The sequence below is a fragment of the Aeromonas sp. R2-4 genome, assembly GCF_040908365.1.
Classification (GTDB): domain Bacteria; phylum Pseudomonadota; class Gammaproteobacteria; order Enterobacterales; family Aeromonadaceae; genus Aeromonas; species Aeromonas veronii.
Map to the genome: position 1 here is coordinate 33,587 of NZ_JBFODO010000004.1, position 26,055 is coordinate 59,641.

Here is a 26,055-nt window from a genome sequence, read left to right on the forward strand (position 1 = left end):
CAAGTCGGGCCCGCAGCGGATGGAGGCTTCCTATGGGTGATTTAACGATGGATTTCTTACGACTGATGCTGATGGCAGCCATGCTGCTCACCAGCCTGCAGGGTCAGGCGGCCGAGCCGGCAGCAGCCCCTGTTCCAGCTACACATGAGGTGGAATTTTTACGCAATCCCGACAAGGCCTGCACCGACTGTCACAAGGAGCAGAGCGAGGGGATGCACGGCAAGCATGGTCAGGCGACCAATCCCAACAACCTGGCACCTGTCACCTGCACCAACTGCCACGGTCAGCCCTCCCCTCAGCATCGGGAAGGGGTCAAGGATGTGATGCGCTTCAGCCACAGCCTGAAGGATAAAGAGAGCATCAAGCTTTATCCCATCAGCGAGCAGAATGGAGTCTGCATGAGCTGCCACGAGCCCAAAGTGCTTCGCGAGGCGCTCTGGGCCCACGACGTGCACACCACCAAGCTCACCTGCACCAGCTGCCACCAGTTGCATCCGGCCAAAGAGCCCATGGTGGGGATCCCGGAAAAATCCCGCATCAAGCTCTGCGTCGACTGCCACAGCAAGCAGCATAAGGCCAGCAAGACCCGGCAGGAGCAGTCCAAACCGGCTACCGGCAAGGAGGCATCATGAGCTGCTCTCGCCGTGACTTTATGGCGGGCATGGGCGCGGGGGCCCTTATCATGATGACGGGGACTGCTCGTGCCAACACCCGCTCCCTTGCCACCCCCCTCGCCCACAGCCAGACCATCGACGGGATACGCTATGGCATGATCCACGATGAGACGGCCTGCATCGGCTGCACCGCCTGCATGGATGCCTGCCGGGAGGTCAACAAAGTGCCGGAAGGGGTCTCGCGTCTCGAGATCATCCGCTCAGGCCCGGTCGGTGAATTTCCCGACGCCGAGTACCACTTTTTTCGCAAATCGTGCCAGCACTGCGACAACGCCCCCTGCGTGCATGTCTGCCCGACCGGCGCCTCCCATATTCGCAAGGAGGATGGCATCGTCGATGTGGACCCGGATCTCTGCGTCGGCTGCATGTATTGCCTCGCCGCCTGCCCCTATCAGGTGCGCTTTATCAACCCGGTCACCCGAGTGGCGGACAAATGCGACTTTTGCCGCAAGACCAACCTGGCGGCGGGCAAGGAGCCGGCCTGCGTGGAATCCTGCCCCACCAAGGCGCTGGTGTTCGGCAATCTGGATGACCCGGACAGCCCCATTGCCCAACGGCTGGTGAAGGAGACCACCTATCGCTACAAGCAGGCACTCGGCACCTCGCCCAAGATGTACCGCGTGCCCAAAGGGGAGATAACGTCATGACCATGCAAGCGGCATTTCACTTCCCTTCCCTTGTCTGGGAATTTGTCCGATCGCCATCTACCGCAGTAACAGAGGGAGGAATGGATCATGTTGCATGACGCATTTCACTTCCCTTCCCTTGTCTGGGACTGGCCCATCGCTATCTATCTCTTTCTGCTCGGCATCTCCGCCGGGGCCACCACCCTCTCGGTGCTGCTGCGCCGCAAGGGGGCAGGCAGCGAGAGCGGCATCATCAAGGCGACCGCCATTCTGGCGCCAGTAAGCGTGATATTGGGGCTGCTCATCCTTATCTTCCATCTGGCCCGCCCCTGGACCTTCTGGAAGCTGATGTTCCACTACCAGTTCGACTCCGTGATGTCGATGGGGGTCATGCTGTTTCAGCTCTATATGGCGGTGCTGTTCGCCTGGCTGGCGGTAGTGTTTCGCGCCGAGATTGAGACATTGCGTCGTCACCTGCTGCAAGAGAAGTTCGCCTTTGTGGATGGGCTGATTGGCTGGCTCGCCCGCTTCGAACAGCTGCTGGCGCCGCTGTTGCTGCTGCTCGCCGTGCTGTTGGGGGCCTACACCGGCTTTCTGCTGTCGGCGCTCAAGACCTATCCGCTCCTGAACAACCCGGTATTGCCGGTGCTGTTTCTGGTCTCGGGCATCAGCTCCGGCATCGCCTCCACCATCTTGCTGGCAGTGACGCTCTTCAAGGAGAACCACCACAGCCATGGGGTGAGCTTCGTGCATCGCTTCGAGCGACCCGTGCTGGCGGTGGAGGTGCTGCTGCTGGTCTGCTTCTTTACCGGCCTCTACTTCGGTGGCGGCCAGAAAGAGGTGGCGATGTGGGCGGCCATCGGCAGCGGTTTCTGGGCTCAGGTGTTCTGGCTCGGGGTGGTGGGGATCGGCATGCTGCTGCCCCAGCTGCTGGCCCTGCTGACTCCGGCGCCCCTGCGGGAGCGAAACGGCCATCTGGTGCTGGTCTGCAGCTTGACCCTGGTGGGGATCCTGCTGCTGCGCTACTTCGTACTCTACGCCGGCCAGATGACGGTAGTTTAAAAACCGGTTCACGCTCCTGTTGCAAGGCCGTGATCAAGGCTCATGTGCTGCTCGGAATCCTCATGTATTCACATACACTCCGGTTCCTGCGCTGCTCTTTAACGAGCTTCCGACCTCTCACAACGGATCGTGAACCGGTTATTGAAACTGGGGATAAGCGCCAGCCGCCCTTCGGGTGACTGGCGCTGGTTTGTTGCTGGCCCAATGAATTTCTGGTGATGCCACACCCGTTGCTTTGCAATGTTCTCCGCCAAAGGGAGACGACGCGGTGTGTGTGTCATGACATGAATGAGATCAAAGATTGAACCGGAGGTTATGTGCTGGCGGAGCTCGGCTATCTCTCACTGTTGCTGGCGGCGGCACTCTCCTTGCTGCAGGGCACACTGCCTTGGCTGGGATTACGGCTCGCCTCCCCGACTCTGCTGCGCAGCGCAGCGCCGCTGGCGCTGATCAATGCCGTCCTGCTATTGGCCTCCCTGCTGCTGCTCGCCAGCTGCTTTGGTCAAGATGATTTCACCGTCAGCTATGTGGCCCAGCACGCCAACAGCGCCCTGCCCCTGGGCTTCAAGCTGGCGGCCGTCTGGGGCGGCCATGAGGGCTCCATGCTCTTTTTCGTCTTTGCACTGTCCCTGTGGGGCGCGCTGGTGGCCCTTTGCTCCAAGCGGGTAGATCCGCTTATTACAACCCGGGTATTGGCTATCATAGGGCTGATCGTCGGGCTGTTCGGCCTCTATACCCTGATCTTCTCCAGCCCGTTTGACCGCCAGTTCCCGGGGCCGCTGGAGGGGCGCGACCTCAACCCCATGCTGCAGGATATCGGCCTTATCATCCATCCACCCCTGCTCTATCTCGGTTATGTCGGCTTTGCGGTCAACTTCGCCTTCGCCATGGCGGCGCTCCATTCGGGCAGGCTGGATGGTGCCGTGGCCCACTGGAGTCGCCCCTGGGCGCTCGGCTCCTGGGTGTTTCTCACCGCCGGCATCGTGCTGGGCTCCTGGTGGGCCTACTACGAGCTCGGCTGGGGCGGCTGGTGGTTCTGGGATCCGGTAGAAAATGCCTCCCTCTTACCCTGGCTGCTCGGCACCGCCCTGCTGCACGCCCTGATTGTCTGCGAGAAGCGCGGCGCTTACGGCCACGCCGTGCTGCTGCTCTCCATCTTTACCTTTGCCTTGAGCCTGCTCGGCACCTTCGTGGTGCGCTCCGGAGTGCTCACCTCGGTGCACGCCTTTGCAGTGGATCCCAACCGGGGGCTCACCCTGTTGCTGCTGCTCGGGCTGCTGTTAACCTGCGCCCTCACCCTGTTTGCCCTGCGGGCGGACATTCGCGCCCCCTATGCCCGCTTTGGCTTGCTGTCAAAGGAGGGGCTGCTCGGCGCCGCTATCCTGCTGCTCTGCGTGGCCTGCGCCAGCGTGCTGCTCGGCACCTTCTACCCCATGGTGTTCCAGTCGCTCCATCTGGGCTCGCTGTCGGTGGGCGCCCCCTATTTCAATACCATCTTCGTGCCGCTGGCCCTCTGCCTGATGGGGCTGATGACCCAGCTGCCGCGCCTGCGCTGGCAGCAGCTTGCGGCACATTCCCGACTAAACGCTTTGTTGCCGCCGCTGTTTGGCCTGCTTGGCGGCGGGCTCATTAGTCTTGCCTATCTGGAACAGGGATCGGTTTCCGGTAGCTGGATTGGCCTTCTCGCCAATATGGTGAGCCTCTGGCTGATAGCCAGCCTGTTGCTCCCGCTCTTGCAACCGACGTCGCTGCGCGAGTTCACCCTCAATCGGTTTGGCAGCTTGCTGGCCCACCTCGGGGTGGCGGTGTGTGCCCTAGGCATCGCGCAGGTGAGTCACCACAGTCAGGAGGGGGGCACAGTGCTTGGTGCTAACCAGCCCTACCCACTCGGCGCCTTCGAGTTTCGTTATGAGGGGCGCGAACCGGTGATCGGCCCCAACTACACCGCCGAGCGGATCACGCTTAGCGTGCATAAGGACGGTAAAGAGGTGGCGCGGCTGACGCCGGAGCGGCGCCACTACAGCGTGCGCACCATGAACATGAACGAACCGGGCATCGCGTGGGGAATGCTCGGCGATCTCTACGTGGTGCTGGGTGAGAAAATGGGGCCCGGCGCCTATGCCATGCGGCTGCACTACAAGCCGCTGGTGCGCTGGATCTGGCTCGGCGGCCTGTTGATGATGGCAGGCGGCACCCTGCGTCTGCTCGCCCGCCGACCGCTGCTGGCTAGCCATCCTGCGCCAGCTACCGCCCCCTGCCCTCGGCTTGAGCAGGAGTCCTTATGAATGCCCGTCTGCGCCTGTTCGTGCCGCTTGTGCTCACTCTGGGACTCGGCGTCCTGCTCTGGCTCGGCCTTGGCAACAATCCCTACAGTCAGGATGAAGCAACGCTCGGACGTACCCTGCCTGCGTGGCAGAGCGACAATCTGCTGGATGGGAGTCGGATCCAGACCGCCAGCCTCAAAGGTGAGCCCTTTGTGCTTAACGTCTGGGCCAGCTGGTGCGCCAACTGCCGCGCCGAGCATCCGCTGCTCAGCGAGCTCGCGGGCACAGTCCCCCTCTACGGCCTCAACTACCGGGACAAGGGGGATGCGGCCCGCGCCTGGCTTATCCAGGCGGGCAACCCCTATCGCGCCGTGCTGGCCGACCCCGACGGCAAACTGGCCCTTGAGCTCGGCGTCTACGGCACGCCGGAGACCTATCTCTTCGCCGGCGACGGCACCCTGCTGACCCGTCATACCGGCCTGCTCACCCGGGAGATCTGGCAACGCCAGTTTGCCCCCCTGCTCGACCAGGCGCGAGCGGATGCGCAGATAAAGGCTGCTACAACGGCACACGCAATTGCGCCATCTATTGCAACATCAGCTCGGGAGACACAGCCATGATGTGCCGTTCTCTTGCCCGCGCCCTGCTGGCTCTCGGCATGCTGCTGAGTGCAACTGCATATTCCAGCGGGGTCGATACCTATCAGTTTCGCCACCCCGAGCTGCAAAATCGGGCGCAAGAGCTGGCCCGCGCCCTGCGCTGCCCCCAGTGCCAGAACCAGAATCTGGTAGAGTCCAACTCCCCCATCGCCCGGGATCTGCGGCTAGAGGTCTACCGCTGGGTGGACGAGGGACAGTCTGATGAGCAGGTGATCGCCCGCATGACGGAGCGCTTCGGTGATTTCGTCCGCTACGATCCCCCCTTCAAGAGCAGCACGGCGCTGCTGTGGGGCGGCCCCCTGCTGCTGTTGGGGCTGGCGCTGTTGACCCTGTTTCGCCGCCTGACACGCACAAAGGTACAAGCCATCCCTGTCGTTAGAGCAATGATTGAATCCATTCATCAACCTGCGGCCGATCCCCGCAGCGAATTGAATTGGCTGATCATGCATGGGGAGCAGACAGGTCTCTCCCCTGACCAACCACTCTACCAGGAGCTAGTTGCCGCCCGCCTGGCCAGCGCTATCCCGGCGGCTGAGCTGACCCTGCGCGCGCAACTGGCCAGCCAGCGTGACAATCGCGGCCGCAATAACCGGCAAGGGCTGGCCTTGTTGCTGCTTGGCCTCTTGGCCATCGCGGCTGTTGCCGCTGTGTATCTGTGCACCGGCCGCTATCAGGCATGGCAGGATTATGCATCCCGTCCCGATCCGCTGGCGGGGTTGAGCCCGCGGGATCTGCAGGACAAGGAGCTGGGGAGTCTGCATCAGAAACTTCAGCGCAACCCCGCCGATCTCGACAGCTGGACGGCGCTCGGCCAGCTCTATCTCTATCGGGGCGAATATGACAACGCCCTGCTCGCCTACCAGCGTCTCGCTCTGCTGGAGGGGGGGGCCAGCGCGGCGACTCAAGCCGCCCAAGCCACTGTGCTCTACTATCAGGCGGGCCAGCAGCTGACTCCCGAGGCAACACGCCTGCTGGAGAGCGCCCTCAAGCAAGATGCGGGGGAAGTGAGCGCCCTGATGCTGCTCGCCTCCGATCACTTTCTGCATGGCCGCTACAGCCAGGCCATTGCGCTGTGGCAGCAACTGCTCGATGGCGAGCGCCCTCGCATCAACCGGGCCGCGCTGATTGAGGCGATCCAGACGGCAAGCATAATGGGCGGGTAACACCTTGATTGAAGGAGGGTAATCGTGGTGATATGGCGCCGCGACCACGCAAGTGGCTCAGCACTCTCTTTCAATAGACAAGGATGTCTGGATGCAACTCACCCTGTTAAACGACTCGGGCAAATTCGATGGGCTCGATGACACCATTAGGCACGTTTTTGCCGAGACGGCGCACAAATTGAATGCCTTGTTCGATCTCTCCCAACTGGATGTCACCTTCAGCCCTTTTGCCGAGGGGGATGCTCCCGATTCGGGTATCGGTGGCTGGGCCATCAACATGTATCGAATAGAACTCCAGCTTGATCTGGAACGGCCCGACATCAAAGAGGTGATCATCACCGAATTACCTGCCGTGCTGGCCCACGAAGTCCACCATATCGTGCAAAAGAAGAACAAGGTGGAAGCAGAAACACTGGCCGAAAACCTGATTTTTGAAGGGCTGGCCTGCTACTTTGAGCAGAGGTTCAATGGTGGCACACTCCCCTCGCTGTTCAAGGAGTCTCATCACCATGACTGGCAATCGCTCCTGGCAGAGATGACGCCCCATCTATCCAGCAAGCAGTTCAACTTTTTAGACTTTTTCTACTGCCGTGATAACCGGCCATTTCCCAAATATGCCGGTTACTGGGTGGGGTTCAATCTGGTGGCCAACTATCTGGCCAAAAATGGCCTGAATGAAATAGAGGTCATGGGCCTACCCGCCGAGGCGTATTTCAATTAACACGCCTTCACACTGTTCGTGGCTATCACAGAGCCCAAATCCGGAGAGAAGATCATGATCCCCATTCGCTGCAAGGCCGTCTCCGGCGTTGCCCTTACCACTGTCGATGGCGAAACCAAATTGCTGGTGATGAAACGGGTCAAGGGGGGCTTCTGGTGTCATGTGGCAGGCACGGTGGAGGCAGGTGAAACCGGCTGGCAGACCATTATTCGGGAGTTTGGCGAAGAGACGGGTATCCGAGTCACCGAGCTCTACAACGGCCAGTATCTGGAGCAGTTTTACGAGGCGAGCCTGAATACGATAGAGGTGGTACCGGTCTTTGTGGTCTATTGCCCGCCCCATCAGGCGGTGACCCTCAACGACGAGCACACAGACTATCGCTGGTGTTCCCTGGCCGAAGCCAAGGCGCTGGTGAGTTTCCCGGGCCAGAAGGCGCTCTACGACCATATCTGGCACCACTTTGTCGACAATACCCCCTCTCCGCTGATGCGGGTCGATATCCGCTGACCGCGCACAACTTCCCCCTGTAAATGCAACACGCCCCCGGATGGGGGCGTGTTGTATCTAAAGCCAGCCAAGCGCTTTTGTTAAACCCCACCAATGGCCTACGGCCGCTCGCCAGCGGCCAGACGACGGTTGATATCGGCGATAACCGGGGCGATATCGGCAAGGGTATCAATCACATAGTGCGCCCCCGCCGCCCGCAGTTTGGCCTCGGCCGGTGCGCGCCGGGCGGCGATCTCAGCCTCGCTCATGGCGGCAAACTCTTCCCAAGTGGCACCAAATTCGTTGCCGGAAACCGACAATCCCACCGTCCACATGCCCGCGTTCAACCCTTCGCTGATACCCGGCACGGCGTCATCCACCTTGATGCAACGATGCACCGCGCTCACTCCCAGCTCAATTACGTTGGCCAGCACCATCCAGGGACCGGGGCGACCACCAGCCTTGAGATCGTCGGTGGCGACCCAGTGATCCGGGCGGTAGCCGTGATCGGCCGCAGCAGGTACCAGCGCCTCCATCACCGGACGGGGGTAACCGGAGCAGGAGCCGATTTTCATTCCCTGCCCCCGCAAAGCATCCAGCACCGGCAGCACACCGGGGATGGGGGCGGCAAAGCGGGTCACGGCGGCAATCTGCAGCGGCATAAAGGTGTGATAAATGTGGTCAACCTCGGCGTGGCTCATAGGGTGGCTAAAGCGAGCCTGCCAGCGCGCATCCACCGAAGGCAGACGGCCCAGCGCGGCGATATGATCCCACTTGCCAAGGCCCATGGGCTGGCGCGCCTCATCCAGGGTCACGGGAAAGTCATAGGCGCGGGCGAAGGCCTCGACGAAGATGGAGGTGGGGGCGAAGGAGCCGAAATCGACGACGGTGCCGGCCCAGTCGAGGATCAGCGCCTCCACGTCGGTGGTCGGGTCGATGGCAGTCTGCAAGTCAGTCATGGTGATGTTCCTGTTTCGGTGAAAGTGCGATCTCGCCAAGGGCGCGATCGAGAATGGTGATGGCGCGCACCAGATCGGCGCGGGCGATATTGAGCGGTGGCGAGAGCTGGATGACGTTCCCTTGGGAGACCTTGAAGCTGAGCCCCAGCTCCAGACAGCGGTAGAGCAGCCGTTCGGCGGCCTGGCTGTTGCGGGTGCGACTCTGGTGATCGACCACCAGATCGAGCGCCCACAGAAGGCCGATACCGCGCACTTGTCCTATCAGCGGGTGACGCTCGGCAAGCGCCGCGAGCTCTGCCGCCATAAAGCGGCCATCCTCCTGCGCTTTTGCCAGCAATCCCTCTTCACGGATGGTAGCGATGGTCGCGAGCGCCGCCGCGCAGCCGATGGGGCTCTTCTCGTGGGTGTAGTGACCGAGCGAAATAGCTGCCGCCTGATTGAAACGGTCGCGGGTGATGAGCGCGGCAAACGGCATCACCCCGCCCCCCAACCCCTTGCCCAGACAGATGATGTCGGGCTCGATGCCGAACTCCTCGAAGCTGAACCAATGGCCGGTGCGACCCATGGCATTGGGGATCTCGTCGACGATCAACAGCACCTTGTGGCGATCGCAGATCTCCCGCACCCGCTGCCAGTAGGCCTTCGAGGGCACCTGCACATCGGTGTTGCGGATGGGTTCGGCGATAAAGGCGCCGATCCCTCCCTCCTTCTCGATGACGTACTCCAGATAATCGGCGTAGTGCAGATCATCCCCCTCCCCGCGATACCAGACGCCGCGATAACGGGTAGGAGGCGGGATGCGCTCCACCCCGGCCATCAAGGGGCCCATACCGGCGCGAAAACAGGCCTCGCCACCGACCGAGATGGCATCGAGGGAGGCGCCGTGAAAGGCATCCCACAGGGACACCACCTTGCTGTTGCCGGTGATGAAACGGGCAAGCTTAAGAGCAATCCCCACCACCTCGCTGCCGCCGGGGGCGAACAGCACCCGGTTGAGATCGCTGGGAGCCAGTTCAGCCAGGGTGCGGGCGCAGTCGATGGCAACCTGATGGGTGTAGCGGCGGGGTGCAAACGGCAGATCGGCGAGTTGCTGCTGCACCGCGGCCACCACCCTGGGGTGACCGTGACCCAGCTGATGAACGCTGTTGCCGTGAAAATCGAGGTAACGCTTGCCCGATACACTGGTCAGCCAGCTCCCCTGCGCGCGTTCAAGCAGATCGAGACAGGGGGTGGAGAGGGCCTGATGGAGAAAGTAGCGGCTATCCTCCGCCAATCCGGCCTGTACATCTTCGCTCTGGCCCGCCCACCAGCGCGCCCGCCCCTCACCAAGGTTGATATCCCCTTCGCTGTCGGCGCGGCCACTGCCGTGCAGCTTATGGTCGTGCAAATCGCGGCCACGCAGATCACGACCCTGAGCCAGCATGCTGGTCATCGCGCGTCCCCTTGCCAGTAGCAGGCGCTGGCCATGGCGGCGAGCAGAGCGCGCACCCGCTCCGGGGTCACATCACCGATATTGCCGATACGGAAGCAATCGGCTTGTGAGACCTTGCCCGGGTAGATAACAAAACCCTGTGCCTTGAGCCGCTGGTAGAAGTCGGCGAAGCGGTAGTCAGGGTGGGTCGGAGAGTAGAAGGCGGTGATGATGGGAGATTGCCACTGTTCTGGCAGCAGCGGCGCAAAGCCAAGCGCAGCCATCCCCACCACCAGCGTGCGCTGATTTTCACTGTAGCGCTGATGGCGGGCTTCAATGCCCCCCTCTTCGTCCAGCTCGCGCAGGGCCTGGGCAAAGGCAAGCACGGTATGGGTGGGCGAGGTAAAGCGCCACTTGCCCCCCTGCTGCTCCATGGTCTGCCACTGGGCATGCAGGTCGAGGGAGACCGAGCGGGCACGACCGGCGCAGGCCGTGAGCGCCACGCGACGGGCGATGACGAAGCCAAAGCCCGGAACCCCCTGAATGCACTTGTTGGCCGAGCTGATGAGAAACTCGATGCCAAGGCGCCCCATATCGATGGGGATACCGCCAAAGCTGCTCATGGCATCGACGATCAGGCGGATGCCGCGGCGCTGGCAGAGCTCAGCTACCTCCTCAAGGGGGTTGAGCATGCCGGTGGTGGTCTCGCAGTGCACCATGGCCAGATGGGTGATCTCGGGGTGGCGCACCAGCATCGCCTCGATGGTAGCGGGTTCCGGGCGGGTGGTCTCGCCACAGTCCAGCTCGTGGTGGCGCAGGCCAAGGCAGCGGGCCATCTCCCCCATGCGGGCACCGTAGGCGCCGTTGTTGATGATCAGTAGACACTCATCGACGCCTATCGCCGAGCCCAGCACGCTCTCCACCACATAGCTGCCACTTCCCTGCAGCAGCACGGCGCTGTAGTCACTTTGATATTCCGGGCCAGTGGCGAGGCGCACCAGCTCGCGGCGGATGGGCTCCACCACACCCTGGTTGTAGTCCGCATCCCAGGTACAGCTGTCTTGCAGCATGGCGGCGCGCACCGTGGCGGTGGTCGAGAGGGGGCCCGGGGTCAGCAGCAGGTAATCGACGGCGGCGGGGGCCGCAGGAATATGGGTCATGACTTCGCTCCTTTTGGTATATACCAGAATGAGCGCATTGTGGGTAACTGCCCCGCCAAGGTCAAAGGGGTGGCGCTACGTGCAACAAAAAATTCATTTTCAGCGCCGGGATCGCGATAATCTAGGAAGCCTGAACAACAGGGGCGATACTGGTATCTACCAACGCATGTTGATGTTGCCGTGTAACGACCGGGCAGATGACCTGCCCTGTGCCCAGCCCATTGCCCAACTCATTGCACACTCATTGCATAACCAGGGATTTTCATGAGCAAACCGCAATATCTGCAGATCAAGGATGCCCTCGCCAACCAGATCCTGGCGGGGGGTCTGGCCCCCAACGACAAGCTCCCCTCCGAGCGGCTGCTGGGAGAACTCTATGGCACCACAAGGGTCACCATCCGCGAGGCGCTGGTGCAGCTGGAGGCGAACGGCCTTATCTATCGGGAGGATCGCCGCGGCTGGTTCGTCACCCCGCCGCGCTTTCGCTTGAACCCCAGACGCACCTCCAACTTTCACCAGATAGTGCGGGAGCAAGGGGGTGAGCCGCGCACCGAACTGCTGGAGAAAAGCCGCCAGGCGGTACCGCCCGCGTTGATGGCGCAGCTTCAGCTCAAGCCGTTTGACAGCCTCTTTTTGCTCAAGCGACTGCGCTACGCCAACGGGCGCGCCATCTGCTACTGCGAGAACCACTGCCTGCCAGAGCGGGTGCCCGGCCTGCTGGCACTGGATCTCAACGGCAGTCTGACCGAGATCTACCAGGCCCATTACGATCTCCACTACGCCCGCATGCAGGTACGTTTCTTCCCCACCGCCCTGCCGGACGAGGTGGCCAAGGCGCTGGGGGCCACCGCCGGTCTGCCCGCCCTGCGCCTCGAGCGGCTCAACTTCGATCAGCACGGACGGGTGCTCGACTTCGATCTGGAGTACTGGCGCCACGACAGCCTGGAGATCGAAGTGGATACCCAGGATTAGTCACGGATAAATCAGGAACGGCAAAACGTCACGGGGCTGTCACGGTCACGTCATAAAGATCCCCTAGCCTCTCTCTCGACCAATCTGGTTTATACCAAACCAATTTAACTGGAGAAGAGGATGAAACAGGGAACCCACCTGCTGGCCGCCGCCGTGCTGGCTGCCATGACCGCCCCGGCACTGGCCGCGACCGATCTCACCGTCTACACCGCCTTCGAACCGGAGCAGCTCAACGAGCTGAAAACCGCGTTCGAACGCCAGCATCCGGATATCAACATCAAGTGGGTGCGTGACTCCACCGGCGTTGTCACCGCCCGATTGTTGGCAGAAAAAGCGCAGCCCAAAGCGGATGTGGTATGGGGACTGGCGGCTACCAGTCTGATGCAGCTCGATCAGCAGCAGATGCTCAATGCCTATGCACCGAAAGGGCTGGATAAGCTCGACAGCCGCTTTCGCGACAGCAAGGCCGAGCCGCACTGGATCGGTCTGGACGCCTTCTTCAGCGCCATCTGCTTCAACAAGGTAGAGGCGGAAAAACAGGGGATCCCGGCCCCCACCAGCTGGGCCGACCTCACCAAGCCCATCTACAAGGGCAAGGTGATCATGCCCAACCCCAGCTCCTCCGGCACCGGTTACCTGAGCGTTGCGGGCTGGCTGCAGACCATGGGCGAGCAGCAGGGCTGGCAATTTATGAACGGCCTGCACCAGAACATCGACCGTTACACCCACTCGGGCTCCGCCCCCTGCAAGTTGGCCGCCAGCGGCGAGACGGTGATCGGTATCTCCTTCGACTTCCCGGCTACCAGCCTCAAGGCCAAGGGTGCCCCCATCGAGGTGGTGTTCCCGAAAGAGGGTTCGGGCTGGGATATGGAAGCCGCCGCCATCATCAAGGGCACTCCCAAGCTGGAAGCCGCCAAACAGCTGCTCGACTTTGCCGCCACCGAACAGGCCAACGCCCTCTACAACAAGTCGTTCGCAGTGGTCGCCATCCCCGATGTAGCCCAACCGAGAGCGGGCTATCCGGCGGATATCAAAGGCCAGATGATCGACAACGACTTTAGCTGGGCAGCCCGCGAGCGTAACGCCATCCTGGCCCAGTGGAGCGCCAGCTTCGACGGCAAGACCGAAGCCAAACAGTAAGCGTGAAGGGCGGCGGTTTGTTCACGCCAGACACACCGCTGCCAATAAACAGCAGTCGAAGGCCAACAGCTGTTGGCCTTCGCTTTTTGGTTTTAACTTCCCGAGTTTGTATTGCCTTCAATTAGCGACGCTTCGCCCATCCACACAGAGCCCAGCCACTTGCTGACAGCCCGATGTCATCTGACTGTCATCAAGCTGTCATCCCCCGATCACCTGACCGTCACACTTCACCCGCAAACTGGTATATACCAAATCAGTAGCGAGTCGAACCATGACCCAGCCCTATCTGGACATTCAACATCTCAACAAGCAGTTCGGTGCTTTTCAGGCCCTTAAAGGGATCTCTCTGACCATTGAGCCGGGGGAGTTTATCTGCTTTCTCGGCCCCTCCGGCTGCGGCAAAACTACCCTGCTCAGAGCCATCGCCGGACTGGATCTGCCAGACAACGGCGAGATCTGGCAAGGGGGGCGCAATATCTCCCGCCTGCCGCCCCAGCAGCGCGATTTTGGCATCGTGTTTCAGTCCTATGCTCTCTTCCCCAACCTGACGGTGGCCCAGAACATCGCCTTCGGCCTTGAGAATCAGGGGCTGGCGCGGGATCTCATCAAGGAGCGGGTCGATCACTGGCTGGGGCTGGTGGATCTCACTGCCCAGTCCCACAAATACCCGAGCCAGATCTCCGGCGGCCAGCAGCAGCGGGTAGCGCTGGCCCGGGCCTTGGCCCTCTCCCCCGGCCTGCTGTTGCTGGACGAACCGCTCAGCGCGCTGGATGCGCTGGTACGCACCCATCTTCGCAGCGAGATCCGCGCCCTGCAGCAGCGCCTTGGCATCACCACCATCATGGTGACCCACGATCAGGAAGAGGCGCTGACCATGGCCGATCGCATTGTGGTGATGGAGGGCGGCCGCATCGTGCAGGTGGGCACCCCGCAGGAGATCTACCACCAGCCTGCCAGCCGCTTCGTGGCAAGCTTTGTCGGTACCATGAACTTCCTCGACACCCTGGTGCTGAGCCCCAATCAGGTGCGCCTCAACGAACAACCGCTAACACTTGCCAACCGGGCCGCTGCCGGCAGCAAATTGCAGGTGGCGATCCGCCCCGAGGCGATCACCCTGAGTGCGCCGAGCGAGCTGTCTCTTGGGCAACATGGCGTTGAAGCAACCATCGATCAGGTGGAGTTTCTCGGCGCTGCCCAACGCCTTATCTGCACCGCCGACACCTATCTGGGCCCGCAGCAAATTCTGGTGGAGCGCCCGACCCACGAGCTGCCCCACCACGAACAGGGTGGCTGGCGCAGCGGCATGCGCTGCTCGCTGCACTGGCCCGCCGGGGCGATGCAGCTGTTTGAAGGAGATCGCCCATGACAGCCCCCCTTGCGACCTCCTCCCTGTTGCCACGCGCGACAGCCCGGCAAGACGGCCGCTGGCAGCGCCTTTGTCGCGGCTGGAGCCGGGATCAGCTGCTGCAACTGATCCTGCTGGTGCTCGGCATCGCCCTGCTCACCGGCGGTCTGTTGCTGCCACTGCTCACCATGCTGCAAAAAAGTCTGCAGGATGAGAACGGCCTCTGGATAGGCCTTGCCAACTTCAGCGCCTATTTCGACTCCCCTCATCTGGGGCGTACCATCGGCAACACCCTCTGGCTCGGGGTGCTGATCACCGCGCTGGTGGTGACCATCGCCTTTGGCTACGCCTATGCCCTCACCCGCACCTGCATGCCGGGCAAGCCCCTGTTTCGCCTCATCGGTTTGATCCCGCTCCTGATGCCCTCCCTGCTGCCCGCCATCAGTCTGGTCTACTGGTTTGGCAATCAGGGGATCGCCAAGGGGCTGCTCGGCGGCGAGAGCATCTACGGCCCCATCGGCATCGTCATCGGTCTTGGCTTCTGGTGCTTCCCTCACGCCCTGATGATCCTTATCACGGCGCTCGGTCAGAGCGACGCCCGCCTCTATGAAGCCTCCCGGGTGCTGGGCAGCAGCGGCTGGCGCACCTTTGTCACTGTCACCCTGCCTACCGCCCGTTATGGCCTGCTCAGCGCCGCTATCGCCGTCTTCACCCTCACCATCTGCGACTTCGGGGTAGCCAAGGTGATTGGCGGCCAGTACAGCGTGCTGGCTACCGATATCTACCGGCAGGTGATCGGGATGCAGAACTTCTCGCTGGGCGCCGTTGCCAGCGTCACCCTGCTGCTGCCGGCACTCTTGAGCTTTGCGCTGGAGCACAGGGTACGCAGCAAGATGCAGGAGCAGAGCAGCACCAAGGCGGTGCCCTATCAACCCAAACCCCATCGGCTGCGGGATCTGCTGGCGCTCGGCTGGTGCTCGCTCTGGGCCCTGCTGTTTCTGGCGCTGGTGGGGATGGCGGTTTACGGCTCCCTGGTACAATTCTGGCCCTACAACCTCGGGCTGACGCTGGATCACTACGCCTTTGACAGCAACAGCGTCTACGGCTGGCAGCCCTTTACCAACACCTTGCAGCTGGGCCTCTATACCGCGCTTATCGGCACCGTGCTGGTGATGGTGCTGGCCTGGGCGCAGGAGAAGGGGCGCCACTTTGCGCCGCTGCGCCAGCTGCTGCATCTGCTTGCCATGCTGTCGCTGGCGGTGCCCGGCATGGTGCTGGGGCTGGGTTACATCTTCTTTTTCAACGGCAATCCGCTCTTTGGCAGCCTATACGGCACCCTGCCGCTGATGGTGCTCTCCTGCGTCATCCACTACTACACCGTGGGCCATATGACGGCGCTGACCAGCCTCAAGCAACTGCCCAAGGAGCTGGAGCTGGTGGCCATCTCATTGCGCATTCCGCTCTGGAAGGCGTTCTGGCGGGTCACCCTGCCCGCCTCCCTGCCAGCGCTCTTGGAGATCTTTATCTATCTGTTCGTCAACGCCATGACCACCACCTCGGCGGTGATCTTCCTCTATTCGAGCGACAGCGTGCTCGCCTCCATCGCCGTGCTCAATATGGAGGATTCCGGCGATACCGCCGCGGCCGCCGCCATGGCCACCCTGATCCTGCTGGCCGCCGCCACCGTCAAGCTGCTCCAGCTCTTTTTGAGCCGCGCCCTGCTGGATCGCACCCAGCGTTGGCGCCACCAATAACCTTATCGAGGAGTCATCATGTCCACTCTCCCCTTCTGGCTGGCCGAAGCACTCGCCGCCGAACAACCCGCGCCCCCCACGCCACTTCACGGCAACCACGAGGTCGATGTCTGCATCGTCGGTGGCGGCTTTACCGGGCTGTGGAGCGCCATCGCCCTTAAACAGGCCGAGCCCCACCTGCACGTCATAGTGCTGGAGAAAGATCGCTGCGGCAGCGGCGCCTCCGGGCGCAACGGCGGCTGTTTGCTCACCTGGTCAGCCAAGTATTTGACCTTAAAGCGTCTCTTTGGCGCAGAGCAGGCCGCCTGGCTGGTACAAAGATCCGAGCAGGCGGTACACGAGATCGCCCACTTCTGCGAACAGCACAATATTGAGGCACAGCTGAGGGTCGAGGGCACTTGCTACACCGCCACCAGCGAGGCCCAGCGCGGCCTGATGGAGCCGGTATTGCAGGAACTCAAACGCGCAGACCTTAACCAGTGGCAGACGATTGAAGAGGGTGAACTGGCGAGCCAGAGCGGCTCCCACGTTCATCTGGAGGGGCTCTACAGCCCCCACGCGGGCTCGGTGCAACCGGCACTGCTGGTGCGCGGCCTGCTGCGGGTAGCGCGGGAACTGGGGGTCGAGGTCTATGAGCACTCCCCCATGCGGCGCCTTGAGGCGGGCCAGCCTGCGCGGGTGCAAACGCCACAGGGCGAGGTGCGTGCCCGCAAGGTGGTATTGGCCCTCAACAGCGCCATGGTGCAGCACTTTCGCGAGTTTCGCCGCAGCATAGTGCTGGTCTCCTCCGATATGGTGATAACCGACCCCGCGCCGGATGCACTGGCCGCCCAGCAGCTTGAGCACGGCCGCTCCGTGGTGGATGGCCGCACCTTTGTGCATTACTACCGCTCCACAGCGCAAGGACGGCTGATGCTGGGCAAAGGGGGCAACACCTTCGCCTTTGCCAACCGCCATCTGGCCGAGTTCGATGCCCCTAGCCGTTATCTTGCCCCCCTCACCCGCACCCTGCGCCGCTTCTTTCCAGCGCTCAAAGAGGTGCCCATCGCCGCCAGCTGGTGCGGCGCCTCCGACCGCTCGGTAGATGGCCTCCCCTTCTTCGGCCACTGGCGAGGGCAGCCCAATATCGTCTATGGCCTCGGCTACTCTGGCAACGGATTGGCACAAAGCTGGATGGGCGGTCAAGTACTGGCGGCCCTGGTGAGAGACGAGGTGCGGGAGGAAGACAAGCCGTGGCGTAACTGCGCCCTGGTAAGCGGCCCGCGTGGCTATTTCCCGCCAGAGCCGTTTCGCTGGCTGGGCGCCATGGCGGTACGCAACGCCATCCGGCGCAAGGAGCGGGCGGAAGATGAGAACCGCCCAGTGGCCTGGTATGACAAACAGCTGGCCAAACTTGCCGATGCGGCAGGCAAGGCGGATAAATAAGTTATTTCACTTGACCTTGATATTGCACCAGGCTCTAACGCTTGGCCTCTCAGGCGACCTCATCGTGGATGAGCTATCAACATCTTCATCGGCAATCATCCATAACAATGTGCTGACCCGAAGGTCAGCACATTGTTACAACTCTAATTAAAAATTCACAGCGGCGTTAAATCTAATATCCCAGAGGTCAAGGTCCTGACGCCCGATACTGTAATAACCGGTAATAACTTCAAAACGCTGATGACGCTGAGGAGCTACCGCCAGTGCAATCCGTGCAGATCCACTCCACGGGGTCGTACTTTCCATTGTCAGATTTTCATTCAGGATCTGACCATCATTGGGACGCTCAATATCATAACGAACCCCAAGACGCAGGGCCGGTATAATTTGAACACCATCGGTTGTGGTGAAAATACGACTGATATCCCCTGATGCTTCACTGGTGGCATATTCAAAAGAGTTTTCATTAACCCGCAATGTCACGTTATAAATCTGGTTTGCATAAGGCAATGAGCCTGTGTAATCAAACGCATCGGATTTATTGTGACTGTAAAAGAGGGCAAGCTTGGGCCGCAGCAGATATTCACCAACGTCGTAGCCACCGGTCAGGTTGGCTGAGATCAACCCGGTCGTTGTCTTGAAACTCCCTTTAAGTACGTCGAGTTCGGTATCGTTATCAGTTCGTCCCCATGCAGCCCAGCCATCCAGCAGCCAGTGCGTATCTAGCCTATAGCCGCCATATGGCCCAACAAAGAAACTGTCCCCCTCATTTCGTACCGAACTGCCAAACGTGCCAAGAGAGGTTTTGCTATTGGCAAATGCAATACCGCCCAGCCCGTCTTTACCAAGGGATCTGTGTATACCGATCAAAAAGCTGTTGGCATGTCCGGATGTGTCTATCTCGCTACGATCATCGGAGACTCCGGTATGGCGTACATCAGTCCATACCTGCCACAACCCCTTTTGACCGGCAATAACTTCAAATTGGTCAAGCCCGACAACGACACGATCTGAAATACTGAGGGAGCCGCTCAAATAGCCCATCAAGGCATCTGCACTGATACTGGTCACAATATTGCGGATCGGGTCACTCCCACCACCGGTGCCACCACCACTACCACCATTGCTGCCATCCCCACCGCCAGTTCCGCCACCAGTGCCACCATTGCCGCCATCCCCACCGCCGGTTCCGCCACCAGTGCCACCATTGCCGCCATCCCCACCGCCGGTTCCGCCACCAGTGCCACCGTTACTGTCTCCCCCATCGATCGGGGGAATATTTGGAAATACCGGATTGTTCTGGTTTCTCGAATCGAGGAAGCAGTTGAAAGAACCATCTGCATTGAGGAGATCCAGTTTGTGAGTCCCGTTAAGGTCATCAAGTACTACAGGTGAGACACTCAAGTGCAACGACGCGCGGTTTGCATTCCAGCTATCGATTTCAGATACCCCGGGAGCAGAGAGGCGAAAATTACCCCCGGAACCTGGACTTGAAAGCCATAGTGATACCGAATTGTCAGCCGAACGCCCAAGAAACTCTAGATGCTGCCCCGGTTGCCTGTTCGGGCAATCCGCCGCCCATGCTGTTGGCAAGCAGATACTGGTAAGGCAGCCAATTCCCAAAATACGTGAAATCATTATGTCCTCCTGACACTACGTTATCTCACTGACATCCTTGCATGACTTTTAGCATTACCCACAAACAGGTCACTCGATGCAATGGGTAAAGGAACAAATCAATCTGACAAGTTCAAATCGCAGACTATTTTAGTATCCACACTGTTTCTGGTCTCCTGTAATAAAATTCGTTTAGCGCCTGAATCGCGATGATTGATTAAATCAAACCACTTTAAAACCCATAAAAAAAGCCGCCCATCGGGCGGCACTTTTATTAGAGATAACGGGCTAACAGGAATTACCAGCCGGTTACTTCGCGCAAGGCCTTGCCGATATCGGCCAGGGAGCGGACGGTTTTCACGCCAGCATCTTCCAGCGCGGCAAACTTCTCGGCGGCAGTACCCTTGCCACCGGAGATGATGGCGCCAGCGTGGCCCATCCGCTTGCCGGGAGGGGCAGTAACACCGGCGATATAGGAGACCACCGGCTTGGTGACGTGGGCCTTGATATAGGCGGCCGCGTCTTCCTCGGCGTTGCCGCCGATCTCGCCGATCATCACGATCGCTTCGGTCTGCGGGTCGTTCTGGAACATCTCCAGAATGTCGATAAAGTTGGAGCCCGGGATGGGGTCGCCACCGATACCGACGCAGGTGGACTGGCCAAAGCCCTCGTCAGTGGTCTGCTTGACAGCTTCGTAGGTCAGGGTGCCGGAGCGGGAGACGATGCCCACCTTGCCCGGCTTGTGAATGTGGCCCGGCATGATGCCGATCTTGCACTCACCCGGGGTGATCACACCCGGGCAGTTCGGGCCGATCATCCGCACGCCGGTCTCTTGCAGCTTCACTTTGACGTCCAGCATATCCAGCGTCGGGATGCCTTCGGTGATGGTGACAATCAGCTTGATGCCCGCATCGATCGCTTCCAGGATGGCATCCTTGCAGAACGGCGCCGGAACATAGATGACGGAGGCGGTGGCGCCGGTCGCTTCGACCGCGTCACGGACAGTGTTGAACACCGGCAGGCCCAGATGGGTGGTGCCGCCCTTGCCGGGGGAGACGCCGCCCACCAGCTGGGTGCCGTAGGAGAGCGCCTGCTCGGAGTGGAAAGTACCCTGACCGCCGGTAAAGCCCTGGCAGATGACTCGGGTGTCCTTGTTGATCAGTACGCTCATCAGTTGGCCTCCGCTGCTTTGACGACTTGCTGCGCGGCATCGGTCAGACTCTTGGCCGCAATGATGTTGAGGCCGCTCTCGGCCAGCTTGATACCACCCAGCTCGGCGTTGTTGCCTTCCAGACGGACCACGACGGGCACCTTGACCCCCACTTCCTTGACCGCACCGATAATGCCTTCCGCGATCATGTCGCAGCGCACGATGCCGCCAAAGATGTTGACCAGCACCGCTTTGACGTTGCTGTCGGAGAGGATGATCTTGAACGCCTCGGTCACCCGCTCCTTGGTGGCGCCGCCGCCGACGTCAAGGAAGTTGGCCGGCTTGCCGCCGTGCAGGTTGACGATGTCCATGGTGCCCATGGCCAGACCCGCGCCGTTGACCATGCAGCCGATGTTGCCATCGAGGGCCACATAGTTCAGCTCCCACTGGGCGGCGTGCGCTTCGCGGGGGTCATCCTGTGATGGGTCGTGCATCTCGCGCAGCTTGGGCTGACGATAGAGGGCGTTGGCATCGATGTTGATCTTGCCGTCCAGGCAGTGCAGGTTGCCCTGCGCGGTGATCACCAGCGGGTTGATCTCCAGCAGCGCGAAGTCGCAGTCGAGGAACATCTGACCCAGACCCATGAAGATCTTGGTGAACTGTTTGATCTGATCGCCGACCAGACCCAGTTTGAAAGCCAGTTCGCGGGCCTGATAAGCCTGCGGACCCACCAGCGGATCGATGGCCGCCTTGTGGATCAGATGGGGGGTTTCGTGGGCGATCTTCTCGATATCCACGCCACCTTCGGTTGAGGCCATGAAGACCACGCGGCGCGAACCACGGTCAACTACGGCGCCCAGGTAGAGCTCTTTGGCGATGTCGGTGCAAGATTCCACCAGGATCTTGGTGACCGGCTGGCCGTTGGCGTCGGTCTGGTAGGTCACCAGATTCTTGCCCAGCCAGTTCTGGGCGAAGGCACGGATCTCATCCTTGCTCTTGGCCACTTTCACGCCGCCCGCTTTACCGCGGCCACCGGCGTGTACCTGGCATTTGACGACCCAGGTATTGCCGCCAATCTTGTCGGCCGCTTCGGCTGCTTCTTGTGGGGTAGCACAGGCATAACCTTCGGAGACCGGCAGGCCATACTCGGCAAACAGCTGTTTTGCCTGATATTCATGCAGATTCATAGATGCTCTATCCGTGTTGTAGGTATTTCCGTCCGGGGCTGGTGTTTCTCAATCCCCTGTGAATGGGGGCCTGGGCGGCCCCTCGTTATCTTTCAATCGCTCGGGTATTACTCAAACGTCCAGCAGCACATCCTGCTCGGGGCGCAAACCCCTTGCCCGGGTGCCACAGGCTTAGACGTCCAGCAACAGACGGGTCGGGTCTTCCAGCAGCTCCTTGACGGAGACCAGGAAGCCTACCGATTCGCGTCCGTCGATGAGACGGTGATCGTAGGAGAGCGCCAGATACATCATCGGCAGGATCTCGACCTTGCCGTCAACGGCCATCGGGCGATCCTGGATCTTGTGCATGCCCAGAATAGCGCTCTGGGGCGGGTTGATGATCGGGGTGGACATCAGGGAGCCGAACACGCCACCGTTGGTGATGGTGAAGTTGCCGCCAGTCAGTTCATCCACGGTCAGCTTGCCGTCACGGCCCTTGCCCGCCAGATCCTTGATGGCCTTCTCGATGTCCGCCAGGCTCATGTTGTCGCAGTCGCGCAGCACCGGCGTCACCAGACCACGGGGGGTGGAGACGGCGATGCTGACGTCGAAGTAGTTGTGGTAAACCACGTCATCACCATCGAGCGCCGCGTTCACTTCCGGATAGCGCTTGAGGGACTCCACCACCGCCTTCACGTAGAAGGACATAAAGCCGAGCTTGATGCCGTGCTTCTTCTCGAAGATCTCGCCGTACTGCTTGCGCAGATCCATGATGGGCTTCATGTTGACCTCGTTGAAGGTGGTCAGCATGGCGGTGGTGTTTTTCGCTTCCAGCAGACGCTCGGCAATGCGCTTGCGCAGACGGGTCATCGGTACCCGCTTGTCGGTACGACCACCCAGCGGGGCAACCTTGGCTGCCGGGGCTGCAGTTGCGACCGGTGCGGCTGCCGCAGGCTGGCTCTTGGCCTTGATGAAGGCTTCCACATCATCCTTGGTGATGCGACCGCCTTTGCCGGTACCGGTCAGCTTGGTCACGTCGATGTCGTGCTCGCCAATCAGGCGGCGCACCGAGGGGCTCAAGCCATCGGCACCATCATCGGCCACCGCTTCAGCGGGTTTCTCTTTGGTCTCTTCACCGGCCACCGGAGCGGCGGTGAGGATGGCAATCAGTTGACGGGACAACACGGTTGCCCCTTCCCCTTGCAGAATATCCCCCAGCACACCGGCTTGCGGTGCCGGCACTTCCAGCACCACCTTGTCGGTCTCGATGTCGACCAGCACTTCGTCACGGGCGACCAGATCGCCCGGTTTTTTGTGCCAGGTGGCGATAGTGGCATCGGCCACTGATTCCGGCAGATCCGGTACCTTGATTTCGATAGTCATCCAATCAGTTCCTTTTTACTTCTATGCCAGAGGCTTTACAGGGTAAGGGCATCTTCCACCAAGGCTTTTTGCTGCTTGGCGTGGACAGACATGTAACCGACGGCCGGTGAGGCTGACGCGGGGCGACCGGCATAACGCAGGGTGGCTCCGGCTGGCAGCACGCCATCGTAGTGGTGACGGGTGCAGTACCAGGCGCCCTGGTTCTGCGGCTCTTCCTGACACCAGACAAAGTCGGTGACGTGGCTGTAATCGGCCAGAATGGCGCGCACTTCCTCTTCCGGGAAGGGGTAGAGCTGCTCAATTCGCACCAGTGCCACATCTTGCTGCTCGGCCTTGCGACGGGCATCGAGCAAGTCGTAGTAGACCTTGCCGGAGCAGAAGACCACGCGCTTGACCGCTTTCGGATCCAGCGCATCGATCTCGCCGATGGCGTTCTGGAAGGTGCCTTCCGCCAGCTCTTCGAGCTTGCTCACCGCCAGCGGGTGGCGCAGCAGGGATTTGGGCGTCATGACGATCAGCGGACGGCGCATCGGACGTACCACCTGACGACGCAGCATATGGAACACCTGCGCTGGGGTTGAGGGCACGCACACCTGCATGTTGTGCTGGGCACACATCTGCAGATAACGCTCCAGACGAGCGGAGGAGTGCTCCGGCCCCTGCCCCTCGTAACCGTGCGGCAGCAGCATGGTCAGGCCGCACATCCGGCCCCACTTCTGCTCACCGGAGGAGAGGAACTGATCCACCACTACCTGGGCACAGTTGGCGAAGTCGCCGAACTGGGCTTCCCAGATGGTGAGGCCAGCCGGCTCGGCGCTGGCGTAACCATATTCAAAGGCCAGTACCGCGTTCTCGGTCAGCACAGAGTCATACACCTCGAACGGGCCCTGCTCGTCGTGCAGGTTGCACAGCGGGGTGTAGGTGCTGGCATCGGTCTGGCTGTGCAGCACGGCGTGGCGGTGGAAGAAGGTGCCACGGCCGGAGTCTTCACCGGTAAAGCGGATGCGGGACCCCTTGTCCACCAGAGTGGCGTAGGCCAGGGTCTCGGCAAAGCCCCAATCCACCAGCTTCTCGCCAGCGGCCATCAGACGGCGGTCTTCGTAAATCTTCTCGACCTGACGCTGTAGCACGTGAGTGGCCGGATACTGGCTCACCCGCTCGCCGAGGCTCTTGAGGTGATCCATCGGCACGGCACTCTCATAGGCCATGTTCCAGTCGTGGCCCAGATAAGGGGTCCAGTCGACGGAGTGCAGCTCCATCGGCCGCCACTCCTTGCTCACCCGCTCGCCGCGATCCAGCGCTTCGCGATACTCGTTGACCAGTTCGGTCGCCCGCTCCTGGGCGAGGCTCCCCTCAGCCACCAGCTGATCGGCGTAGATCTTGCGCGGGGTCGGGTGCTGCTTGATCTTCTGGTACATCAGCGGCTGGGTCGCGCTCGGCTCGTCCGCTTCGTTGTGACCGTGACGACGGTAGCAGACCAGTTCGATCACCACGTCGCGTTTGAAGGTGTTGCGGTAATCCAAGGCAATCTGGGTCACCAGCACCACGGCTTCCGGATCATCCCCGTTGACGTGCAGCACCGGCGCCTGCACCGCCTTGGCGATGTCGGTGCAATATTCGGTGGAACGCAGGTCACGGATATAGGAGGTGGTGAAACCAACCTGGTTGTTGATGACGATGCGCACCGTCCCGCCTACACCATAGGCGCGGGTCTGGGACATGTTGAAGGTCTCGGCCACCACGCCCTGACCGGCCATGGCCGAGTCACCGTGAATGGTGATGGGCAACACGCTGGAGCCATCCTTGTCACCGCGACGATCCATCCGGGCACGGACCGAGCCGATGACCACAGGGTTGACGATCTCGAGGTGGGAGGGGTTGAACGCCAGCGCAAGGTGGACGTTGCCACCCGGGGTGGCGAAGTCGGAGGAGAAGCCCATGTGGTACTTCACATCACCGGTGCCCCAGGATTCGCCATGCTTACCGGCAAACTCGTCGAACAGATCCTGAGCGCGCTTGCCCAGCACGTTGATCAGCACGTTGAGGCGACCGCGGTGGGCCATACCGATAACGGCCTCTTTGCAGCCCTGCTCACCGGCGCGACGGATCAGCTCCTTGAGCATGGGGATCATGGCGTCGCCACCTTCCAGCGAGAAGCGCTTGGCTCCCGGGAACTTGGCGCCCAGATATTTCTCCAGCCCTTCGGCGGCAGTCAGGCTCTCGAGGAAACGGGTCTTCTCTTCGAGGGTGTAGCTCCCCTTCCCCTCAATGGATTCGAGACGCTGTTGCAGCCAGCGCTTCTCTTCCGTGGAGGTGAGGTGCATGTAGTCGGCGCCGATGGAGCCGCAATAGGTCTTCTTCAGCGAGGCGTAGAGGTCGGAGAGCACCATGGTCTCACGACCGATGGCGTAGGAGCCCACATTGAAGGTGGCCTCCATATCTGCGCCCTGCAGGTTGTGGAACGCAGGCTCCAGTTCGGCAACGGTTTCACGCTGCCACAGGCCCAGCGGGTCCAGATTGGCATTCTGGTGACCACGGAAACGGAAGGCGTTGATCAGCTGCAATACCCGCACCTGCTTGGCATCCACTTGCGGATCGGAGACGGGGGCACTGTAGCGAGAGGGATCCTTGGCCAGACGACGGAAATAATCGCGGACCTGGGAGTGGGGTTGTTCAACCGCATGGCCATTGACCTGGGGCAGCTCGCTAAACAGGCTGCGCCACTCGTCGGACACGGAGTCAGGATTTTCCAGGAAGGATTCGTACAAATCCTCGATATAGCTTGCATTCGCACCAGCCAGGTGAGATGACTCCAACCAGGCCTTCATCACGCCGTTATGCATTTCTATCCCTTGTACTTCTTGTTACTGCTGCGCAGCTTGTAGGGGTCAAATAGCCATCCTGCCACGGGTGGGATG

General features: G+C 61.1%; 21 protein-coding genes. 13 read left to right on the top strand and 8 right to left on the bottom strand.

Features of this window, described 5'->3' with window-relative positions; all coding sequences use genetic code 11:
• Positions 1–32: 32 nt before the first annotated feature.
• The 8 genes from nrfB to AB5Z05_RS01760 all read left to right on the top strand — a co-directional run bounded on the left by nrfB (position 33) and on the right by AB5Z05_RS01760 (position 7,676).
• Positions 33–632, top strand: a complete 600-nt coding sequence (nrfB, locus tag AB5Z05_RS01725; RefSeq protein WP_368149955.1) for a cytochrome c nitrite reductase pentaheme subunit — start codon at positions 33–35, stop codon at positions 630–632.
• Entirely contained in the window at positions 629–1,321 is a 693-nt protein-coding gene (gene nrfC, locus AB5Z05_RS01730; RefSeq protein WP_368149956.1) for a cytochrome c nitrite reductase Fe-S protein, read from the top strand. Before nrfB ends, nrfC begins: the two co-directional genes overlap by 4 nt.
• Before the next feature lie 87 nt (positions 1,322–1,408).
• Positions 1,409–2,362, top strand: coding sequence for a cytochrome c nitrite reductase subunit NrfD (gene nrfD, locus AB5Z05_RS01735; RefSeq protein ID WP_368149957.1), 954 nt, complete (start codon positions 1,409–1,411; stop codon positions 2,360–2,362).
• A 317-nt stretch (positions 2,363–2,679) separates the two neighbouring features.
• A complete protein-coding gene (nrfE, locus tag AB5Z05_RS01740; RefSeq protein WP_368149958.1) occupies positions 2,680–4,647 on the top strand; it encodes a heme lyase NrfEFG subunit NrfE in 1,968 nt (655 codons plus the stop codon).
• A complete protein-coding gene (locus AB5Z05_RS01745; RefSeq protein ID WP_368149959.1) occupies positions 4,644–5,246 on the top strand; it encodes a DsbE family thiol:disulfide interchange protein in 603 nt (200 codons plus the stop codon). The genes nrfE and AB5Z05_RS01745 overlap by 4 nt, the downstream gene beginning before the upstream one ends.
• Positions 5,243–6,448 carry a heme lyase NrfEFG subunit NrfF gene (gene nrfF / locus AB5Z05_RS01750; protein ID WP_368149960.1) on the top strand — a complete coding sequence of 402 codons (1,206 nt, stop codon included), beginning with the start codon at positions 5,243–5,245 and terminating at the stop codon, positions 6,446–6,448. Before AB5Z05_RS01745 ends, nrfF begins: the two co-directional genes overlap by 4 nt.
• Positions 6,449–6,539: 91 nt before the next feature.
• On the top strand, positions 6,540–7,169 hold the full coding sequence (locus AB5Z05_RS01755) for a DUF2268 domain-containing putative Zn-dependent protease (RefSeq protein WP_043824168.1): 630 nt from the start codon (positions 6,540–6,542) through the stop codon (positions 7,167–7,169).
• 54 nt (positions 7,170–7,223) lie between these two features.
• Entirely contained in the window at positions 7,224–7,676 is a 453-nt protein-coding gene (locus AB5Z05_RS01760; RefSeq protein ID WP_279487554.1) for an NUDIX pyrophosphatase, read from the top strand.
• A gap of 98 nt (positions 7,677–7,774) precedes the next feature.
• Here AB5Z05_RS01760 and phnX read toward each other — a convergent pair whose 3' ends face one another.
• Genes phnX through phnW form a run of 3 tightly spaced genes read right to left on the bottom strand, consistent with a single transcriptional unit; the run spans position 7,775 to position 11,185 of the window.
• Entirely contained in the window at positions 7,775–8,614 is an 840-nt protein-coding gene (gene phnX, locus AB5Z05_RS01765) for a phosphonoacetaldehyde hydrolase (RefSeq protein WP_368149961.1), read from the bottom strand.
• On the bottom strand, positions 8,607–10,046 hold the full coding sequence (locus tag AB5Z05_RS01770; RefSeq protein WP_368149962.1) for an aspartate aminotransferase family protein: 1,440 nt from the start codon (positions 10,044–10,046) through the stop codon (positions 8,607–8,609). The genes phnX and AB5Z05_RS01770 overlap by 8 nt, the downstream gene beginning before the upstream one ends.
• Positions 10,043–11,185 (bottom strand): 2-aminoethylphosphonate--pyruvate transaminase, encoded by a 1,143-nt coding sequence (phnW, locus tag AB5Z05_RS01775; RefSeq protein ID WP_368149963.1) that lies wholly within the window; start codon positions 11,183–11,185, stop codon positions 10,043–10,045. The genes AB5Z05_RS01770 and phnW overlap by 4 nt, the downstream gene beginning before the upstream one ends.
• A gap of 264 nt (positions 11,186–11,449) precedes the next feature.
• On the opposite strand from phnW, the gene phnR reads away from it, so the two are divergent.
• The 5 genes from phnR to AB5Z05_RS01800 all read left to right on the top strand — a co-directional run bounded on the left by phnR (position 11,450) and on the right by AB5Z05_RS01800 (position 17,821).
• Positions 11,450–12,157, top strand: a complete 708-nt coding sequence (phnR, locus tag AB5Z05_RS01780; RefSeq protein ID WP_021231304.1) for a phosphonate utilization transcriptional regulator PhnR — start codon at positions 11,450–11,452, stop codon at positions 12,155–12,157.
• Between the two features lie 120 nt (positions 12,158–12,277).
• A complete protein-coding gene (locus tag AB5Z05_RS01785) occupies positions 12,278–13,297 on the top strand; it encodes a putative 2-aminoethylphosphonate ABC transporter substrate-binding protein (protein ID WP_005352506.1) in 1,020 nt (339 codons plus the stop codon).
• Positions 13,298–13,568: 271 nt separating this feature from the next.
• Positions 13,569–14,663, top strand: coding sequence for a putative 2-aminoethylphosphonate ABC transporter ATP-binding protein (locus AB5Z05_RS01790; RefSeq protein WP_368149964.1), 1,095 nt, complete (start codon positions 13,569–13,571; stop codon positions 14,661–14,663).
• A complete protein-coding gene (locus AB5Z05_RS01795; protein WP_368149965.1) occupies positions 14,660–16,396 on the top strand; it encodes a putative 2-aminoethylphosphonate ABC transporter permease subunit in 1,737 nt (578 codons plus the stop codon). Before AB5Z05_RS01790 ends, AB5Z05_RS01795 begins: the two co-directional genes overlap by 4 nt.
• An 18-nt stretch (positions 16,397–16,414) precedes the next feature.
• Entirely contained in the window at positions 16,415–17,821 is a 1,407-nt protein-coding gene (locus tag AB5Z05_RS01800) for an FAD-dependent oxidoreductase (RefSeq protein WP_368149966.1), read from the top strand.
• A 147-nt stretch (positions 17,822–17,968) separates the two neighbouring features.
• On the opposite strand, the gene AB5Z05_RS01805 is transcribed toward AB5Z05_RS01800, so the two are convergent.
• The 5 genes from AB5Z05_RS01805 to sucA all read right to left on the bottom strand — a co-directional run bounded on the left by AB5Z05_RS01805 (position 17,969) and on the right by sucA (position 25,980).
• Positions 17,969–19,459 carry an autotransporter outer membrane beta-barrel domain-containing protein gene (locus AB5Z05_RS01805; protein WP_368149967.1) on the bottom strand — a complete coding sequence of 497 codons (1,491 nt, stop codon included), beginning with the start codon at positions 19,457–19,459 and terminating at the stop codon, positions 17,969–17,971.
• Between the two features lie 277 nt (positions 19,460–19,736).
• On the bottom strand, positions 19,737–20,609 hold the full coding sequence (gene sucD / locus AB5Z05_RS01810; RefSeq protein ID WP_005333542.1) for a succinate--CoA ligase subunit alpha: 873 nt from the start codon (positions 20,607–20,609) through the stop codon (positions 19,737–19,739).
• On the bottom strand, positions 20,609–21,775 hold the full coding sequence (gene sucC / locus AB5Z05_RS01815) for an ADP-forming succinate--CoA ligase subunit beta (RefSeq protein ID WP_005361097.1): 1,167 nt from the start codon (positions 21,773–21,775) through the stop codon (positions 20,609–20,611). Before sucC ends, sucD begins: the two co-directional genes overlap by 1 nt.
• A 171-nt stretch (positions 21,776–21,946) precedes the next feature.
• On the bottom strand, positions 21,947–23,137 hold the full coding sequence (odhB, locus tag AB5Z05_RS01820) for a 2-oxoglutarate dehydrogenase complex dihydrolipoyllysine-residue succinyltransferase (protein WP_005333546.1): 1,191 nt from the start codon (positions 23,135–23,137) through the stop codon (positions 21,947–21,949).
• A gap of 35 nt (positions 23,138–23,172) precedes the next feature.
• Positions 23,173–25,980 (bottom strand): 2-oxoglutarate dehydrogenase E1 component, encoded by a 2,808-nt coding sequence (gene sucA / locus AB5Z05_RS01825; protein ID WP_139732041.1) that lies wholly within the window; start codon positions 25,978–25,980, stop codon positions 23,173–23,175.
• Between the last annotated feature and the right edge of the window lie 75 nt (positions 25,981–26,055).

What these genes read in the sequence shown, in the direction of transcription:
- AB5Z05_RS01745 (WP_368149959.1), top strand. Translation starts at nt 4,644, where the DNA reads ATGAATGCCCGTCTGCGCCTGTTCGTGCCGCTTGTGCTCACTCTGGGA.
- AB5Z05_RS01770 (WP_368149962.1), bottom strand. Translation starts at nt 10,046, where the DNA reads ATGACCAGCATGCTGGCTCAGGGTCGTGATCTGCGTGGCCGCGATTTG.
- AB5Z05_RS01760 (WP_279487554.1), top strand. Translation starts at nt 7,224, where the DNA reads ATGATCCCCATTCGCTGCAAGGCCGTCTCCGGCGTTGCCCTTACCACT.
- AB5Z05_RS01800 (WP_368149966.1), top strand. Translation starts at nt 16,415, where the DNA reads ATGTCCACTCTCCCCTTCTGGCTGGCCGAAGCACTCGCCGCCGAACAA.
- sucD (WP_005333542.1), bottom strand. Translation starts at nt 20,609, where the DNA reads ATGAGCGTACTGATCAACAAGGACACCCGAGTCATCTGCCAGGGCTTT.
- sucC (WP_005361097.1), bottom strand. Translation starts at nt 21,775, where the DNA reads ATGAATCTGCATGAATATCAGGCAAAACAGCTGTTTGCCGAGTATGGC.
- nrfC (WP_368149956.1), top strand. Translation starts at nt 629, where the DNA reads ATGAGCTGCTCTCGCCGTGACTTTATGGCGGGCATGGGCGCGGGGGCC.
- AB5Z05_RS01785 (WP_005352506.1), top strand. Translation starts at nt 12,278, where the DNA reads ATGAAACAGGGAACCCACCTGCTGGCCGCCGCCGTGCTGGCTGCCATG.
- AB5Z05_RS01805 (WP_368149967.1), bottom strand. Translation starts at nt 19,459, where the DNA reads ATGATTTCACGTATTTTGGGAATTGGCTGCCTTACCAGTATCTGCTTG.
- nrfD (WP_368149957.1), top strand. Translation starts at nt 1,409, where the DNA reads ATGTTGCATGACGCATTTCACTTCCCTTCCCTTGTCTGGGACTGGCCC.
- phnW (WP_368149963.1), bottom strand. Translation starts at nt 11,185, where the DNA reads ATGACCCATATTCCTGCGGCCCCCGCCGCCGTCGATTACCTGCTGCTG.
- sucA (WP_139732041.1), bottom strand. Translation starts at nt 25,980, where the DNA reads ATGCATAACGGCGTGATGAAGGCCTGGTTGGAGTCATCTCACCTGGCT.
- AB5Z05_RS01755 (WP_043824168.1), top strand. Translation starts at nt 6,540, where the DNA reads ATGCAACTCACCCTGTTAAACGACTCGGGCAAATTCGATGGGCTCGAT.
- nrfF (WP_368149960.1), top strand. Translation starts at nt 5,243, where the DNA reads ATGATGTGCCGTTCTCTTGCCCGCGCCCTGCTGGCTCTCGGCATGCTG.
- odhB (WP_005333546.1), bottom strand. Translation starts at nt 23,137, where the DNA reads ATGACTATCGAAATCAAGGTACCGGATCTGCCGGAATCAGTGGCCGAT.
- nrfB (WP_368149955.1), top strand. Translation starts at nt 33, where the DNA reads ATGGGTGATTTAACGATGGATTTCTTACGACTGATGCTGATGGCAGCC.
- phnR (WP_021231304.1), top strand. Translation starts at nt 11,450, where the DNA reads ATGAGCAAACCGCAATATCTGCAGATCAAGGATGCCCTCGCCAACCAG.
- AB5Z05_RS01790 (WP_368149964.1), top strand. Translation starts at nt 13,569, where the DNA reads ATGACCCAGCCCTATCTGGACATTCAACATCTCAACAAGCAGTTCGGT.
- phnX (WP_368149961.1), bottom strand. Translation starts at nt 8,614, where the DNA reads ATGACTGACTTGCAGACTGCCATCGACCCGACCACCGACGTGGAGGCG.
- AB5Z05_RS01795 (WP_368149965.1), top strand. Translation starts at nt 14,660, where the DNA reads ATGACAGCCCCCCTTGCGACCTCCTCCCTGTTGCCACGCGCGACAGCC.